Origin of the sequence: Bacillus cereus group sp. MYBK14-1 (assembly GCF_051916885.1) — a bacterium.
In the GTDB taxonomy this organism is placed as follows: Bacteria; Bacillota; Bacilli; order Bacillales; family Bacillaceae_G; genus Bacillus_A; species Bacillus_A cereus.
Map to the genome: position 1 here is coordinate 768,288 of NZ_JBQAHM010000001.1, position 14,943 is coordinate 783,230.

Here is a 14,943-nt window from a genome sequence, read left to right on the forward strand (position 1 = left end):
TTCTTATCGTTTGCTACGCCAACTTTCATTATGCCCAAGATTTGCACCTGTCGCTACTTGCACATCATATAACATTTCACTAAAGAAGCGTTTATCTACTTCTTTTGGTACAATGCGTCTTTCATCATCAATCTCATCGTATTCATATGAACCACGCTTCACTGTACCTGCTTTATAAAATTGAATGTCAAATACACATACATCTTCTTCATCTTCATAACCAATCGGAGCTCCGCTAAATGACAATTGCACGCCTAATCCGGTACGAGTATCTTCTTTGTAAAATGTATAATATACACCGCCATCTTGAACAGACCCACGGATCCATCCAAGCTTCGTCATCTTACTGAATAACGAACGACCATTTAGTAAAATACCGCCAAATCTCTCAATAGCACTCTCATCATTCTTTTCTACTACAAACACTGGACGCTCAATTTGTAGGAACGGCTGAACAATTCCCGCACTTTCTAATTGCTCTTTCCATAATTCCTTCTCCGCCCCAGACAATTCTAACGGATGAACGAAACCAATAACAGTGCCAGATGAAAGTTCATAACTCTTCCCGTCAATTGTACAGAACACGCCACCTTCTGCATAACGGAATGCCTTCAGCAACTTCCCTTCCTTATACTCACCCCAAATGAGTGAAATAGAAAATTGCTTCATAATTGGATTATCCATAAATACAGATTTCCATGCATTATGTGACCAATAACGCTTTAACGAAAGTGCCGCTTCTAATCGTTGTTTTTGCATTGAAAGAGTAGTTCGGAGTTCCTTCTTTAAAGAGGCTAATTCTTTTTTAGCCTCTTCAGCCTTTTCTACATCATCTTTTGCATTCGGCTTTGGAAGTGACTTCATACGTTTTCCTTCTTCTGTCTCTAATTCAATTTTTGACTCTGTAGTTAAAATGGCAGTAAAACTTCGATTCCCGAAATCAATTATCTTTTCACCCTGTATAGTAAAGCCGAGGTCCGGCACCAATTGATCTTCCAGCTCTTCCTCTGTTATACCACGTGTTTTCGCAGCAAGACTTAGCGCTTCTTTTGCTGCATTACGTACTTGCTTATGTTTATATTTAAATGCTATTGCATGAATAGACATAAGTGCAAGCTTAGATGAAGACAAACCTAAAGCACGAACGGCATCCGCTGCTATCTTTCCTCTCATTTGAAGCACCCATTCATCAATTTGCTTTATAAGTATGTCGACCATTTGGTCGTCACTATACATTCCGTATAACGAAAGAATTCCACGCTTCTTCACATCTGCGTCTTGAGAAATCCATATTTGATATATCGTTTGCACACATTCTTTTAAGTCCTCTTCATTTAAAGCTCTACCAATTACTTCTGCCGTTTCTTTCTTCTCAATAACAGCATCTGAAATATACTGTTGTAAATAGGCTAACGGAATTGCAGCATCAGCAATTTCATCAGAGTCACGTAAACGGATTTGTGGCTCATCCCCAATCAATTGCAGAAGTGAATTTCTTGTTTGTTCAGTTAAAATACGTGCACATAGTTCTTCTATTTTTTCTTCCTCCGTTTGGAATAAAAATGAGAATTTTCCTGCGAAAGATTCATTTTTACTTTCTTGCAAAGCTTCCTGTACAATTTTCGTATATTTTTCAATCTTATACTCTATTAGTATTTTCATCACATTTTCACGAACAATCTTCTTTTTATTATGAAGTTCAACTGCTACATCTGCTGCAGCTTCCACATCTTTTGAAAGCAGTTTAACTACAGACTCACGCATTTTTTTAGATGAATCTCCTAAGCTTTTAATTAAAATTGGACGCATTTTAATCATGTTATCCTTTGCTAACTCTTCTAAAATATATGCTTTGGCCACAGCAGAATACTCATCAAATCTTTCAATGATGTACGCTTGTTCTTTTACAATTACACAAACAAGCGCTTCCTTCGCCTTATTTCTCTCTTCACTGTAGCATGCAGCTTCTTCAACTGCATAAGCGATAAGCTTTTCCTTACTTAACCCATACGAAAGCAGATCTTCTAATACTTGTTTCGGTTCTACTCCTCTGACAGAACATTCGTAAAGAAGTTCGTATAAATTAACACTATCATCATCTCCAAACTGTAGTGTAAGTACAGCTTCCCTCTTCGCTACATCATCTATATCCCAAAGAAGCGCAACCTCTAACACCGGCATACCCCAATACATACTCCTATATTTCGGATTTTTAAGTATTTGCTTCATATCCTCAAGTGACAATTTCCCTTGTAAATAATCACGATATGTATCCCGCACTGTAGACAATTTTATTTGCAAAGCAGCAACAAAAAATTCTTCTCGCATTTTCCCTATATTTAGCTCATATCCTTTTTCAGCTAACGTTCGTGCGATGATGAGATAATTCATTTTACTTACATATTGCAAAGTATGTTGAATACATTCAGGATCTTCCTCCAACATAAAGCATAGCAATTCATATTCATACGTCTTACAAAAATCCTCACTGTTCAAATCATGTTGCCTTAGACGATGCGCAAAAAATCTTTCCTTAGAAATCCAAAACTGTGTACAAAAACTTTGAATTTCTTCATATGTTTCTCTATTTACACTACCAGTTTTTTTGTAGTTTTGAGACTGACCGAGAGTGTGACACATATAACGTGTTGCATAGTTTATAAAACCCCAAACATTTTTCTTCGCCAATATTTCAATATATCGCCTCGCAACATCCGAATATTTATGAACACAAAATAATAGCCGCCAAATATGTTCCGGTAAATTCCCACCTATAAATACTTCACTATCATCTTCACCTTTTAAATACCGTTTAACTGCTTCAACCTTTTCCTTTTCCCCTAGCAGTTTCAATATAAATTCTGTATGTTCTTCTAACCTTTCATTCAATAAAGAACTATATGTACGAAACTTTTCATAATCTACATCAAACATTATGAGAAGTAATGTTAATTGTTGCTTAGTTGGTAAAGTATGTAATTGTCCCTCTATATAGTTCGGACTCTCTTTTGTTAACTCTCTAAGAAAAACATCTGCTTCATTTACATAACTTGAAATACTGGATAAATATTTACATGCGATTGCTACAAGTTTGTCCAAAGGAAGTGCACTTTTTTCTAAATAAATCTTCATTTTAGAAAAACTGACATGCGCAAAACGGACTACAAGAACATTTAATAATTGCTCCTCGAGTATATGGTAAAATAATCGAAAAAAATCCGGATCTTGTTTATGCACTTTCCTAAAATCGTTTATAAATCTCTCCGCAAAATCACTTCTTTTTTGATCACGAATTGTCGTTAGTTGAATATTTTTTAAAATCTCTTCTTCTTTTGTCTGTAAATATCGTTGTGATAATTGTTTCTGTTCTTCTGTCATATTAATATATTGAAACAACTCAGATGTACTAGTAGTCAAACTTTGTACCCCCCCGCATCTTTTTATCTATTATAAAAATACCCTTATTTAATGGTAGTATAGCATAAAACTCACAAAAACGAACGTACATTCTATATTAAATTAATGTAAATTAAAATACACTACTCAACATACATTTCCTTCTCTCTAAACTTCCCATTACAGACTTCTCCCCACTAAAATCCTTTAACTTTTTGCTACACCAACTCCTCAAAATCCCCTTCACATAAGCTAACGTTTTCTTATTATTTTCAAACGCAATTTTAAGTGCCTCTAACACTTTCTCTCCAGAAAGTCTTTGTATCCAATTCTTCAATTCCTTCACAATATATGGGGATAAACTACTAATATTTTGTTCATAAAACTTATAAACTTCACTATTTGGAACGTCCTCTTCTATGGTTTCCACCTCTTCCGCTTCTTCTTTCTCTTCAATAACTACTTGTGAACTACTATTATCCTCTTCTTTTGGCATACCAAAATGCTGCAGTACTAATGGAATCTTGTATTCTTTTTCAAGGCATTTACGTAAAAATATATGTATGAACTCATTACTTTTTATAGTCTTTAACTCACGTAATACGCACTTCTCCACATTCGTATTTGAAATAGGGTTATAGTGTAACCAGTTTATTATGAATACCTCTTTCGTTTCCGTATCATATAGAATCTTTCCATACTCAACAAACCTGTTTAGCAACTTCTCAACAGTCTCCATACTATAACCTGTTTCAAGCTCTGCCACACGCTTCGGTAATATGTAGATACCACATTGCTTCGTTTTCGTACCAGTTAACAAATATATGTAAAAATAACGCTCCTCTGGCGTTAAATCTAATATGAATTCATCTTGCCAAAAGTTCACCTGCACATTACGGTATACCGCCATATGTTTCCCTCCACTCTTTGCTAGTAAATAGGAAAATTTTAATCCTTCATTATAAAGATAGGAATGCGGGAATGGTTTTGGCATTCGAATTACAATTTTTTTACTACTACAACGCCGGTTTAATTTTTTCGCGCTTGTTTTGTTCTTGTAGTTGTTTTTGTTTTTGCTTTTGCTTTTGTTTTTTCTTAGTGATTTATTACTTGGTAGGGGCTTATGAGGGGCTTGGAAGGGCATTCTACATTACAATCTATCAAATACAATTGTTCTTCCTACTAAATAGGAGCTATTCCAAATTATTATTTTGGATAGCTCCTTTCAAATTCTTCTTATTTTTTACTTCTACCAATGTCAGCTTCTACATACAATTTCTTCTGCTATTTGCGGGCAGTAAAACTCTCATTTCAAAATTTGGTGAATAAACTGCTTGATTGCAATGCGAGTGGCCCTCACTGATTAAAGTTTCATTTTATTTTTGCATTGAATCTAACATCTTCACAATAAAGGCAGCCGCCTGACCACGAGTTGCTGTGCCTCGAGGATCAAACTCATTATTTCCAATACCATTAACTACCTTTAAACTGTATAATCGTTGAACCGATTCTTTGTATGTTATTAAATGCTTATCTGTAAATGGTAATGCTACTAACTCACCTGTAATTCCTTTATATCGTAATGCTTTGTCAATCATAATAGATACTTCTTCACGAGTAATTGGTGAGTTAGGATCAAAAATCCCTTCACCACGACCATTAATAATTCCTGCACTTGCACAACGTTTAATACCGTCATGAAGTGATGGATGTGCCTCATTGATATCTACAAATGACTTATTTCCCTCTGGTAGTTTAAGAGCATTCGAGATTAATTTCGCAAACTCCGCTCTCGTTACATTTCGATATGGAGCAAATACACCATTGCCTTCGCCTTGCATAATACCTAGACTGTTTAATTTACGAATATGCCCTTCAAACCATCCACCTGTAATATCATCTTTTGGTTTTTGTACTTCTTCCTTAGGCTTTTGCACTTCTTCCTTTGGTACATTGTAGTTAATTTTAATCCAACTTGGGTCATAGAAAATCCATTCTCCAATACCTACTTTATACCAACCATTTTTAACCGCTAATACTTTGTAACGATCTCCGTTTGAAGCTTTACGTACAACACGATGTTCAATGCCCGCATCACTACGTACATTGATGCCACTACCATTTACCACTAGTTCCATGCTAGGTTCAGCTGGATTATTTTCATTTGGATTAAATGAGTCATTTTTATCTTGTAAAGGCGTATCAATCTGCGCATTTATATTTGCATACCACTGAATTCCTTGTACGAAACCAGCCCAATTACCTCGTGAAATTAAAATGTCAGGACATTTTTTCCCGCTCCATTGTTGATGCTTGTATATATGATCTGCACCAATTCCTTCTTTGTTCATTAAATAACCTGCAAGTCGTTTTGCATTTTCTAACGCTTTATTGTAATCACCGTCTTGGTTAACCGCAATCTCGATACCGATAGACTCCCTGTTTCCTGAACCATCTCCATCTCCTGCATGCCAACCATTTTCGTTTGTTGGTAAGTGTTGATAAATTTGTTTATCATCTACAGTAAAATGCCATGAAGCTGTTCGGAAAGTGCCTTCAGTTGCTTGCTTGTATAAATATTTCGCATGATTTTCAGCATTAGCACCAGCGGCTGTATTTGCGGTCTCATGGATTGTAATGTAACGTGCTTTCATCGGATTCGCAGGACGAATATCAGGATTTCCTGCTGGAACAATCCACTCCACAAATGGAACTCCTGCAAGTGTTCCATATTTTTTCGTACTCTGTGCACTATATTGAATACCTCTTGGCTTTGCAACAGGTTTCATTTGACGATCAGATCCATCATTTCGACCATCTACAGATTCAAATGCCTTTTCAATGTTTGAAATAGCTTCCTTTTCTGCTACTTGTCCCTTCTTAGCATCTTGCATTTTGTTTAATTCTTCTGTTTCATCATGTTTATGCTTATATTCTTCTAAAAGCATTTTTTCATTTTCAGATACTTCTGCTTCGTTAATTTGTACATGATCAGGAACTTCCAACTTGAAATTAGAATAATTTAATCCGCTCGTTCCGTGTTCTCCTTGGGCAATATTAAGTTGATCAGTTTGAGATTTGTTGATCTCTTCTGCTGATGCTGATAAAGGTACGCTCCCTAAAATCACTAGACTTGTTGATAGTGCGATTACTTGTTGTTTGATTGTCTTATTCATTATTATAATAGATACATACACATTCCCCCCGTGTATGTATCTCAACCTCCCTTTATTGTCACATTAATTTTTTAAAATATGAATCTACTATGTACTTTTAATGCTTTTTCTTTTTATTCATATATTTAAATTACCATATTTTATACCCATTAAGAAAATATTTATATGTCATCCCTACAGATGAATTTCATCTAACATACTTTTTATAAAATTTATCAACAAACATTATTTTACAACTAATTACAAATACCGTCAAAATAATCAATTTAGACTTAGACAAATAACTGGCATACAATTTCATAATAAGAGATTCTATACTATCGAAATACATCTATTACAAATTCCCTTTAACGTTTTCAACAATCTCATTTATCGTATTCCGATCAAACTTATCACTAATTTCATATGACTCACGATCTCCTACGAATTGCACGCCTACGATATCATTGCGATCCTTACCGTATTGCACTTCAATAATAGATCCTCGCTCTATTTGTTTCCAAATGAGACCTGCTTCATCTTTATTATCTAAAATAATGCAGTCTTCAATATTTTCGTCAATCCCAATTAACTTATTATCATCCATATATCCAATCTCGTATTGTTGCCGTTCTTTCGCTTTGCCACTTACTAATATACCTTTGCTACCATATGAATAATCCATATAGTCCTTTTTCTCCGTTTGTACCGCTTTCGGCTTTTGTGTTTCAGCTTTTTCAGCAGCCCCACAACCTGTAATAAGACTGATTGGCATAACCACTATTAATACTAATCTAGTAAATTTCTTTATCATTTGTAACCAACCTCATATATTTAATGTAAAACTCCATTTATTACTTCTATTAAAGAATAACATGATACTAAGTAAACAGAACGAAAGATAACATATTATTTACATACCCACTCTTTAATGAAGGACCAGGCCATTTAAACCTAGTCCTCCATAACTTTAACTTTGCTTCACATACTTAATTGTATGAAATGACGTCTCATTAAATAATTGCAAGTTTTCCCCATCATAATCTTGAACTTTATATGCTATTTTCTTTTTTTGAATTGTATCTTCTACACCGTCTACTAAACGTTTATTGAGATGTAAATAGATTGTAAAAGCTTCCTTATCATATTCCCAAGTGCCTTCAATATAATTCTTTTTATTTGGATACTCACCTTTACCATACGTTTCAAATGTCTTGTCACCTTTTAGAATAAGTGACATAATGAAACCGTCTGTTCCTTTGAATCCCCAATTACCGATTAATTCCGTACCATCTTTCACATTCTTCATAACGTTATCCGTATTAATTCCAGCTTTCTTATCTAACTCTTTCAAATCTTTCACAGATACTGTACCGTCACCGATTTTAATATCCCCTTCAAGATCTTTGAATGCCTTAAGCCAGTAAATATCTCCTTCTTTCACTAACTTTTCGGATTTCTCCATTAACTCTTTATCAGTCTTATCGCCTTTTTCTCTTTTTTCTTTTCGGGTGAATACTTCATTTATTAAAGAAAAAGACTCTCTAAAATAACCAATTGCTTTTTCAAAATCTTTTTGTTGTTTTACATACTCTGTAGGGGGATCTATCGACTCAAATTTATCTAACACTTTATTTAATTCTTTCACATTATCTACTATATCTGATTTCTTTTTCTTACCGTCAAAAACATCTCTTGTAATATTGTTATGCTCCGCAAACAACTTATCAAACTCTACCCCTAATTTATACACTTTATTAGGATAGTCTTCCTTTGAAACTTTTTCTTTCTTACTATTAGACTTCGATTCTTTTACTTTAGACTCTTCCGTTTTCTCCTGTTTAGAAGTGTTCGTTTTCTCAGAAACTCCACAACCAAATAACAACATGACCGGAACTGCTACCCCTAGTAGTTTCTTTGCATTCATGACTGATTTCTCCTTCTACTTGAATAGATTACTCTTACTATACCCATCCTCTTTTTTTATCTTGTAATTAAAGTTACAACTGCAATAACTCCTAAAATTGGTCCCCAATATTCCATTTTTATAAAAAATAGCGAGTGTTTTTTGTTAAACATAACTTTTTCACCAGTTTCGGCATCTATATAAACTTTACCATCTGGCTTATTAATATATTTACCTAAATACCAAGACATAACCCCTGATATAATAAACATTACCGCCATTGGCCAACTATGGTCTTGAAAATATGTAGCGTCCCCCGTTATAGATCCAAAGATAGCCTTACCCAAAAGAGTATTAATAATTACAATAATTGCGACTAAAAAACCCCAACCAGACCAAATAATCATTTATTTCTCCTCCTAAAGCATACAACTTTGTGCTTTATGTTAATTTGAACTGCAAACGAAAACGTTTAAAAAACCGAATATTCAGACGTTAATAATTATATTTAGCTTACATTCGATTCTAACTTTAATGTTCTAAATGCAAATGAACCAGATATAATTTGTAAAATTGTCGGAATAAGTAAAAAGAATAATGACATAAATAACATAACTATAGGAATCACAATCATACAAACTCCATAAACTTTATTATTAACCTTGTTTACTAAACACGATAAAATGAACAACCCTATTTGAACCGTTAAAATAATAGAGTAATAAGCTAAAAGTTCGTAATCAACACCTTCCATAATATTAAACGCTACAACTATTAATATTATAGAAATAATAATTCCCAAAATGCCACCAATTAAACCTAATACAAATTCAGGCGTTCTTTTCAATTCAATCCCCCTTTTATGAACCACTAACTGCTTGTATATTTTTCCCATTCACCATCATACCAAATATTCATTGGAAAAACTATACAAATGTATTTTTTATTCTACTGTACTTTGCTTCTAACTATAGATAGTTTGTAGCAGTCACAAAATCAAAAGCTTCAAAATTACTAACCGAATTGTCATACTGAAAATTATAAATTAAAACGATAGAATTATAGGATTTCTTTAATTTAACTACTTCGTTAATTCGAGATAATATTTTATCATCATATGAACATCCCTTTAATAACATAGAAATGTCATCACTTGCTTCTTCTAACACTTCCTTTTCAATAAAATCTTCATCTACATCAATCATATCTATATTAAAATCAACAAAAAATCTTGCTGGTATAGAGTCTCCTTCTTCATCATACGTAACATCTATATATGTATCCAACTGATCTTGCGTTTGCATATTACCGAACCATATTGAAACCATTCCGTGTACTTCCATTGTAGTTCTCCTTTATTCTTTATCTTGCAGAACCAATTTTATAACTTACTGACTACTTTAAAAGTCGAGATTTTTATAAAAACTATTTCTTCTTTCCTTTCAGTCAAATAGGATTATTCGGAAATTCATTGTCATACTTATGAATTAGCTCTTTATCATTTTCATCAATTGGTACTTCACCTAAGTATTTATGTTTCCAAATAATCATCTGATCACTAAAACTATATTCTGTATCGAACCAATTTGTATAATCGAAATGCATGTTAAATTCCCCACTATGTTCCAGAGACATTGTAAAAGAGTACCAAAGCTCTTGCTGATTATCTTTGAAAACATTTCTTAATTCCTTACTCAATTTATATAAAAAATCTTCTTTCCTTTCAAACTCCTCTTCATCAACTTCGTATTTAAAAGGAATTTCTACACTATACTTATAATTTTCTTTATTTCTGAAATTGTTATAGAAAAAGTAAGTTCCCCCTCCAGCTTCTGATATTTGTGCATAAAAATAAAATTTCTCCCATTCTTCTGGAATCATGGCATAAACCGTTTCCGCTATCTCTCTATATAATCGATTCAATTTTATTTCCAATTAAATTCCCCCTATTTAATTTTCATCACTTACTTTTTCTATATTATACCATTCTTTTAATTAGCTCTTTATTTACACTAAAGTGTAATGTAGTTCATCTAAAAATCAAACCAAGTTTCGATGCCTTTAGAAAGTAGACATACCTCTTAAATACAATTAGTATTAAAATAAGAAATATGAAAGACTTAAAAAGGCTCTTACATGAAGGAAGGAAGTGCACAACTTTGGATTTTAAAACAGTTATGCAAGAACTTGAGGCTCTAGGTAAGGAACGAACGAAAAAAATATACATATCTAACGGCGCCCACGAGCCAGTTTTTGGCGTAGCTACAGGCGCTATGAAACCAATCGCTAAAAAAATAAAAGTAAACCAAGAGTTAGCTGAAGAACTGTATGCCACAGGCAACTACGATGCTATGTATTTTGCAGGGATTATTGCGGATCCAAAAGCTATGAGTGAGTCTGATTTTGATCGCTGGATAGACGGGGCATATTTTTATATGCTATCTGATTATGTAGTGGCAGTAACTTTATCGGAGTCAAATATTGCGCAAGACGTTGCTGATAAATGGATTGCAAGTGGGGACGAGCTTAAAATGTCTGCCGGCTGGAGTTGCTACTGTTGGCTTTTAGGAAATCGCAAAGACAATGAGTTTTCCGAAAGTAAAATTTCCGATATGCTTGAAATGGTGAAAGATACAATTCATCATTCTCCAGAACGAACAAAATCCGCTATGAATAATTTCCTAAACACCGTGGCAATTTCATATGTACCACTACACGAAAAAGCAGTCGAGATTGCAAAAGAAGTTGGTATAGTTGAAGTCAAACGTGATAATAAAAAAAGCAGTTTGCTAAATGCTACAGAGAGTATTCAGAAAGAACTTGATAGAGGAAGACTAGGTTTCAAACGTAAGTATGTAAGATGTTAAAAGTATGAAGGTGTCAATCTAGGAGAGATTGACACCTTTTTTGTGGACATTATTAGACTAACGGAGCTGCAAGTTAAAGGGAACCAATCATTCATCTCCCACTATACATCTCAAACTTCTTCTTTCAATTTATATACCCTATCTCTTTTCTCATCATCTTTGATAAAAATAAGTTTTCCTTCTGTAACAAAACCTTCTAATAGTAAACATACTTGTCCATATGCTTTAGGCTTATTCGTAGTAAATCTTTCATCGGGTATTTTACCAGATCGTATTAATCGTTCACATAGCTCAAGCGCACTTATTTCTTCAGAATTAATTAATTCTAAAATATCTTTTTGTAATGGTGATAAAGGGACTGGTACCTTACATACCTCAGCTACCTCCACCTTTTCTTTTTCTTTTTCTTCTTCAAATAAATCTTCAAATGAAATTTGATTCATTACATCTGTTCCTTTCTAACGATTGATTTGTATAATATGAACTGAATCCTATAGCGTATTTATTATTATGTATTACTTACCTTTTTTCATAAATCTCAAACTCATGTACATCGTTTCATATAGTATGTTTTGATTATACCAAATATACGTTCTGTTTTCTATTGTAGAATTTTCATAACAGAAATGAAAGTAATAGTGAACATTTTTCTTCTCTTTAGTTGTATAAAAAATCACGTAAAAAGTTTACATAATAAAATTATAGTGCTCTGTTAAATTTCTACGCTAAAACGCAAAAAAACACTCGTTGCCTTTAATCGACAATCGAGTACTTTAAGTTCATCTATTTTTAAGTAGCATAAATTGGTAAGTTTTGTAGTAACAGTATGACACCTTTTACATGTCATGACAACTACTACGTTAAAACTTACGAGTTTGTACGAGTTCGTTAATTTAATATACATTCCATGCGTTTATATTCATCACACAGTAAAATGTCATCTCGCCTAAGCTCGTACTTCGTTTTCTATTCTATCATTGCACACAGTACTCCATGATGGTACAACCATCATGGAGTATCAATTTTCAAACACCCTATTATTTTTTCTATCCACTTCACATAAACTTTATTTTTTTAATCATGTAATTTATTTAAAAAATCAGTAAATGCATCTGCAATGTAAAATACATTCTCTCTTGCACGTTCTTCCACTTGTTCTTCTGTTAATCCTTCTTCTCGCAGCAACATTTCTTTTTCACCAGCATTTTCATGTTCCCAAAATACCACAACAGGGTTATTTTTGTCATTTTTATAGTCAAAACATATTAAATTTCCCGCTGGGTCAAAAGCAAAAGGAACTAATTCTGCTGGTAGTGTATCCTTGTAATCATCAAATACTTCCATAATATTTTCATCATCTTCCATATCGTAACTTAATAACGTTCCAAAAACCTTTCTTTTCCCTTCAATTTCAAACACCTCTGGACTAACATGCGCTCCATTATTATTCATCACACATTCTATATAATCTAAAGGAAAATTAATGTTCAATTCCTGTTCAACATTCTTTACATCTTCTCGTATAATAGGTTCATCTGGTGATCTCCATTGTACCTTACTCATCTGATTCCATCCCCCCCATAATGCATTTCCACCTAAATGGTTAACTTTATGCGTTTTAGACACTACTAACTGCATTTTACCAGGTACTTGATAATCCATGTCTATCTAATAAAAAAGCACTCGTTGCCTTTAGTCGGCAATCAAGCACTCTAAATTCAAATAATATTTTCTAAGAGTTTAATTTATTGATTATATAAGACACACACGGAACCAATAGCAATTTTTCAACAATATTATTTTGAATTAATAATTGTATTAAACGGTTCTTAATTCAAATACCCTCTATTTTAAGCCCTAAAATCAGTTAATCAGTACTAGATATTTTCAATATATCCCCTAATTCGCCTAACAGTTCTATGTTTTTTAAAGCCAACTCAACAGGTATGTCTTTCATTAACACAAATGGTAATTGTTTTGATCCTTTTAATAAGTCAAACAATCCCTTTTTGATGATAAATACCTCTTGTATTTTCTTTAAATCCATAGCCCCTCCTACTGGTGGACTTACCAATATAAGATTACACAGTTTTTCCTTAAACACTTCCTGTTCTTCGTCCACACAGTCAATATCTATCGCTCCGTCATTTATCCACTGTATTAAATTCTCACTTACTGTGGTTGCATAATTCGGATCCATAATCCCCGAATCAACTTGTACTAACTCTGTTGCGTTTTCATTTGCAGTCATTAACAGTATTTTGCCTCCACCATTACTTCCTACAGCAACATAACCCTTTGCATATTCATGGACTTCATATGTTTTATTCATTTCATCTATTATATCCACTCCAAATATAACGACTCCATTATCGGACACAAAACCATTTGTATGCTTTAGTAATTGTTTATAAGCATTAGGGAGTATTAATCCCATTTCCTCTTCAATTTTTTTAATTTCATTTTCATCAACTGGAGAATATAATTCATAAGTCGACAATTTTTGAACATTTATCATTTAAATCCTCCTAATCCATCAAAATATCTATATGCTTCTCGCATTACTTTTTTTGCTACTTTTAAATCTACACCCGCTTCAATCATTTCTTTATAGCTAATATTAAATTCGTATATTATATCCGTACTAAAACCTTCATTCCTTCTTCTAGCTCTTTGAAGAGCGGATATTATAGTATGTGGTTCACCAGAGGTAGATTTGAGTAATATTGATAGTGCTTGTCGACTGCTATAATTATTACCGCTTGTTTTAGCCCATATCTTAGCCCATTCATCTTGTATTGCATGATGCGCTTGTACCAATCCATCATTTTTGGTATTCCGAAAACCTAGAGCACGATTCTTATTTGGACTCATTTTTTTATACAAGTCAACATCTTCAACAATATAACCTCCATTTTTAAGTTGACTCCTAGTGGACCTTTGCGGAAATGCAATACCAGCCCTTTCATTAATTAGCATGGAGCTGTTCAGAAGTTAATTCGCCATATTTCCCTCTTAAATATTCTAATCTGGATTCTCCCGTACCCTTAACCCCACCACTCTCCAAATTCGAGATCCTACTCTGAATACTCGCCTTTGAGGCATCATGGGCTTCTTGGAATTTCCCGCTATAGTTCGTTCCAGTTCTAACGACACTTCCATCTGGCAGTATTTCTACACCTTTAAAGAATGGGGATACGGAGTCCGCACCTTTTGCTAATGTATTTTCAATTATATAATACTAGTAATTTGTGTTAGCTTTAATTTATAGCATGCCTACCTATTAAAAAAGCACTTGTTGCCTGTAATTGACAATCAAGTACTTTAAGTTAATATATTTTTAAGTATCGCTAATTTTGTAAGTTTTGTAGTACAGTTTGACACCTTTTATATATCGTGGCAACTACTACGTTAAAACTTACGAGTTTGTACGAGTTCGTTAGTTTTATGTCCATCTCATGTTTTTATATTCACCACCATGTAAAATGTCATATCGCCTAAGCTCGTACTTCGTTTTCTATTCTATCATTGCACACAATACTCCATGATGGTACAACCATCATGAAGTATTTACTTTTTAACAGCTTATTCTTTTTCTTTTTCTTTCCACTTCAAAAAT

Annotated in this window: 13 protein-coding genes and 1 pseudogene; 1 reads left to right on the forward strand and 13 read right to left on the reverse strand. The window is 33.4% G+C overall.

Annotated elements, in window-relative coordinates; genetic code table 11:
- Window positions 1-3: 3 nt before the first annotated feature.
- The 9 genes from ACTFR3_RS03875 to ACTFR3_RS03915 all read right to left on the reverse strand — a co-directional run bounded on the left by ACTFR3_RS03875 (window position 4) and on the right by ACTFR3_RS03915 (window position 10,392).
- Window positions 4-3,417 (reverse strand): DUF4132 domain-containing protein, encoded by a 3,414-nt coding sequence (locus tag ACTFR3_RS03875; RefSeq protein WP_440044184.1) that lies wholly within the window; start codon window positions 3,415-3,417, stop codon window positions 4-6.
- Window positions 3,418-3,529: 112 nt separating this feature from the next.
- Window positions 3,530-4,390, reverse strand: coding sequence for a DnaD domain-containing protein (locus ACTFR3_RS03880; protein WP_440044186.1), 861 nt, complete (start codon window positions 4,388-4,390; stop codon window positions 3,530-3,532).
- A 382-nt stretch (window positions 4,391-4,772) separates the two neighbouring features.
- Window positions 4,773-6,572, reverse strand: coding sequence for an S-layer homology domain-containing protein (locus tag ACTFR3_RS03885; RefSeq protein WP_140335658.1), 1,800 nt, complete (start codon window positions 6,570-6,572; stop codon window positions 4,773-4,775).
- Window positions 6,573-6,906: 334 nt separating this feature from the next.
- Window positions 6,907-7,365 carry a hypothetical protein gene (locus tag ACTFR3_RS03890; protein WP_440044187.1) on the reverse strand — a complete coding sequence of 153 codons (459 nt, stop codon included), beginning with the start codon at window positions 7,363-7,365 and terminating at the stop codon, window positions 6,907-6,909.
- A gap of 156 nt (window positions 7,366-7,521) precedes the next feature.
- Window positions 7,522-8,478, reverse strand: a complete 957-nt coding sequence (locus ACTFR3_RS03895; protein ID WP_440044188.1) for a DUF3994 domain-containing protein — start codon at window positions 8,476-8,478, stop codon at window positions 7,522-7,524.
- A 56-nt stretch (window positions 8,479-8,534) separates the two neighbouring features.
- Window positions 8,535-8,864, reverse strand: a complete 330-nt coding sequence (locus tag ACTFR3_RS03900; RefSeq protein ID WP_000587854.1) for a hypothetical protein — start codon at window positions 8,862-8,864, stop codon at window positions 8,535-8,537.
- A gap of 101 nt (window positions 8,865-8,965) precedes the next feature.
- Window positions 8,966-9,304, reverse strand: a complete 339-nt coding sequence (locus tag ACTFR3_RS03905) for a DUF4064 domain-containing protein (protein WP_000831724.1) — start codon at window positions 9,302-9,304, stop codon at window positions 8,966-8,968.
- 121 nt (window positions 9,305-9,425) lie between these two features.
- Complete coding sequence (locus ACTFR3_RS03910; protein WP_440042189.1) at window positions 9,426-9,800, reverse strand: immunity 22 family protein; 375 nt, start codon at window positions 9,798-9,800, stop codon at window positions 9,426-9,428.
- 103 nt (window positions 9,801-9,903) lie between these two features.
- Entirely contained in the window at window positions 9,904-10,392 is a 489-nt protein-coding gene (locus ACTFR3_RS03915; RefSeq protein ID WP_098584282.1) for an antitoxin YezG family protein, read from the reverse strand.
- Window positions 10,393-10,616: 224 nt separating this feature from the next.
- On the opposite strand from ACTFR3_RS03915, the gene ACTFR3_RS03920 reads away from it, so the two are divergent.
- Window positions 10,617-11,324 carry a DNA alkylation repair protein gene (locus ACTFR3_RS03920; RefSeq protein ID WP_000346326.1) on the forward strand — a complete coding sequence of 236 codons (708 nt, stop codon included), beginning with the start codon at window positions 10,617-10,619 and terminating at the stop codon, window positions 11,322-11,324.
- Between the two features lie 110 nt (window positions 11,325-11,434).
- Here the strand turns inward: ACTFR3_RS03920 and ACTFR3_RS03925 are convergent, their stop codons facing one another.
- The 4 genes and pseudogenes from ACTFR3_RS03925 to ACTFR3_RS03940 all read right to left on the reverse strand — a co-directional run bounded on the left by ACTFR3_RS03925 (window position 11,435) and on the right by ACTFR3_RS03940 (window position 14,559).
- Window positions 11,435-11,767 carry a DUF3895 domain-containing protein gene (locus tag ACTFR3_RS03925; RefSeq protein WP_440042193.1) on the reverse strand — a complete coding sequence of 111 codons (333 nt, stop codon included), beginning with the start codon at window positions 11,765-11,767 and terminating at the stop codon, window positions 11,435-11,437.
- A 631-nt stretch (window positions 11,768-12,398) separates the two neighbouring features.
- Entirely contained in the window at window positions 12,399-12,887 is a 489-nt protein-coding gene (locus ACTFR3_RS03930) for an SMI1/KNR4 family protein (RefSeq protein ID WP_440042195.1), read from the reverse strand.
- Between the two features lie 304 nt (window positions 12,888-13,191).
- Window positions 13,192-13,842, reverse strand: coding sequence for an SMI1/KNR4 family protein (locus tag ACTFR3_RS03935; protein WP_000611386.1), 651 nt, complete (start codon window positions 13,840-13,842; stop codon window positions 13,192-13,194).
- A pseudogene (locus ACTFR3_RS03940) lies at window positions 13,839-14,559 on the reverse strand (hypothetical protein). Before ACTFR3_RS03940 ends, ACTFR3_RS03935 begins: the two are co-directional and overlap by 4 nt.
- Window positions 14,560-14,943 lie beyond the last annotated feature (384 nt).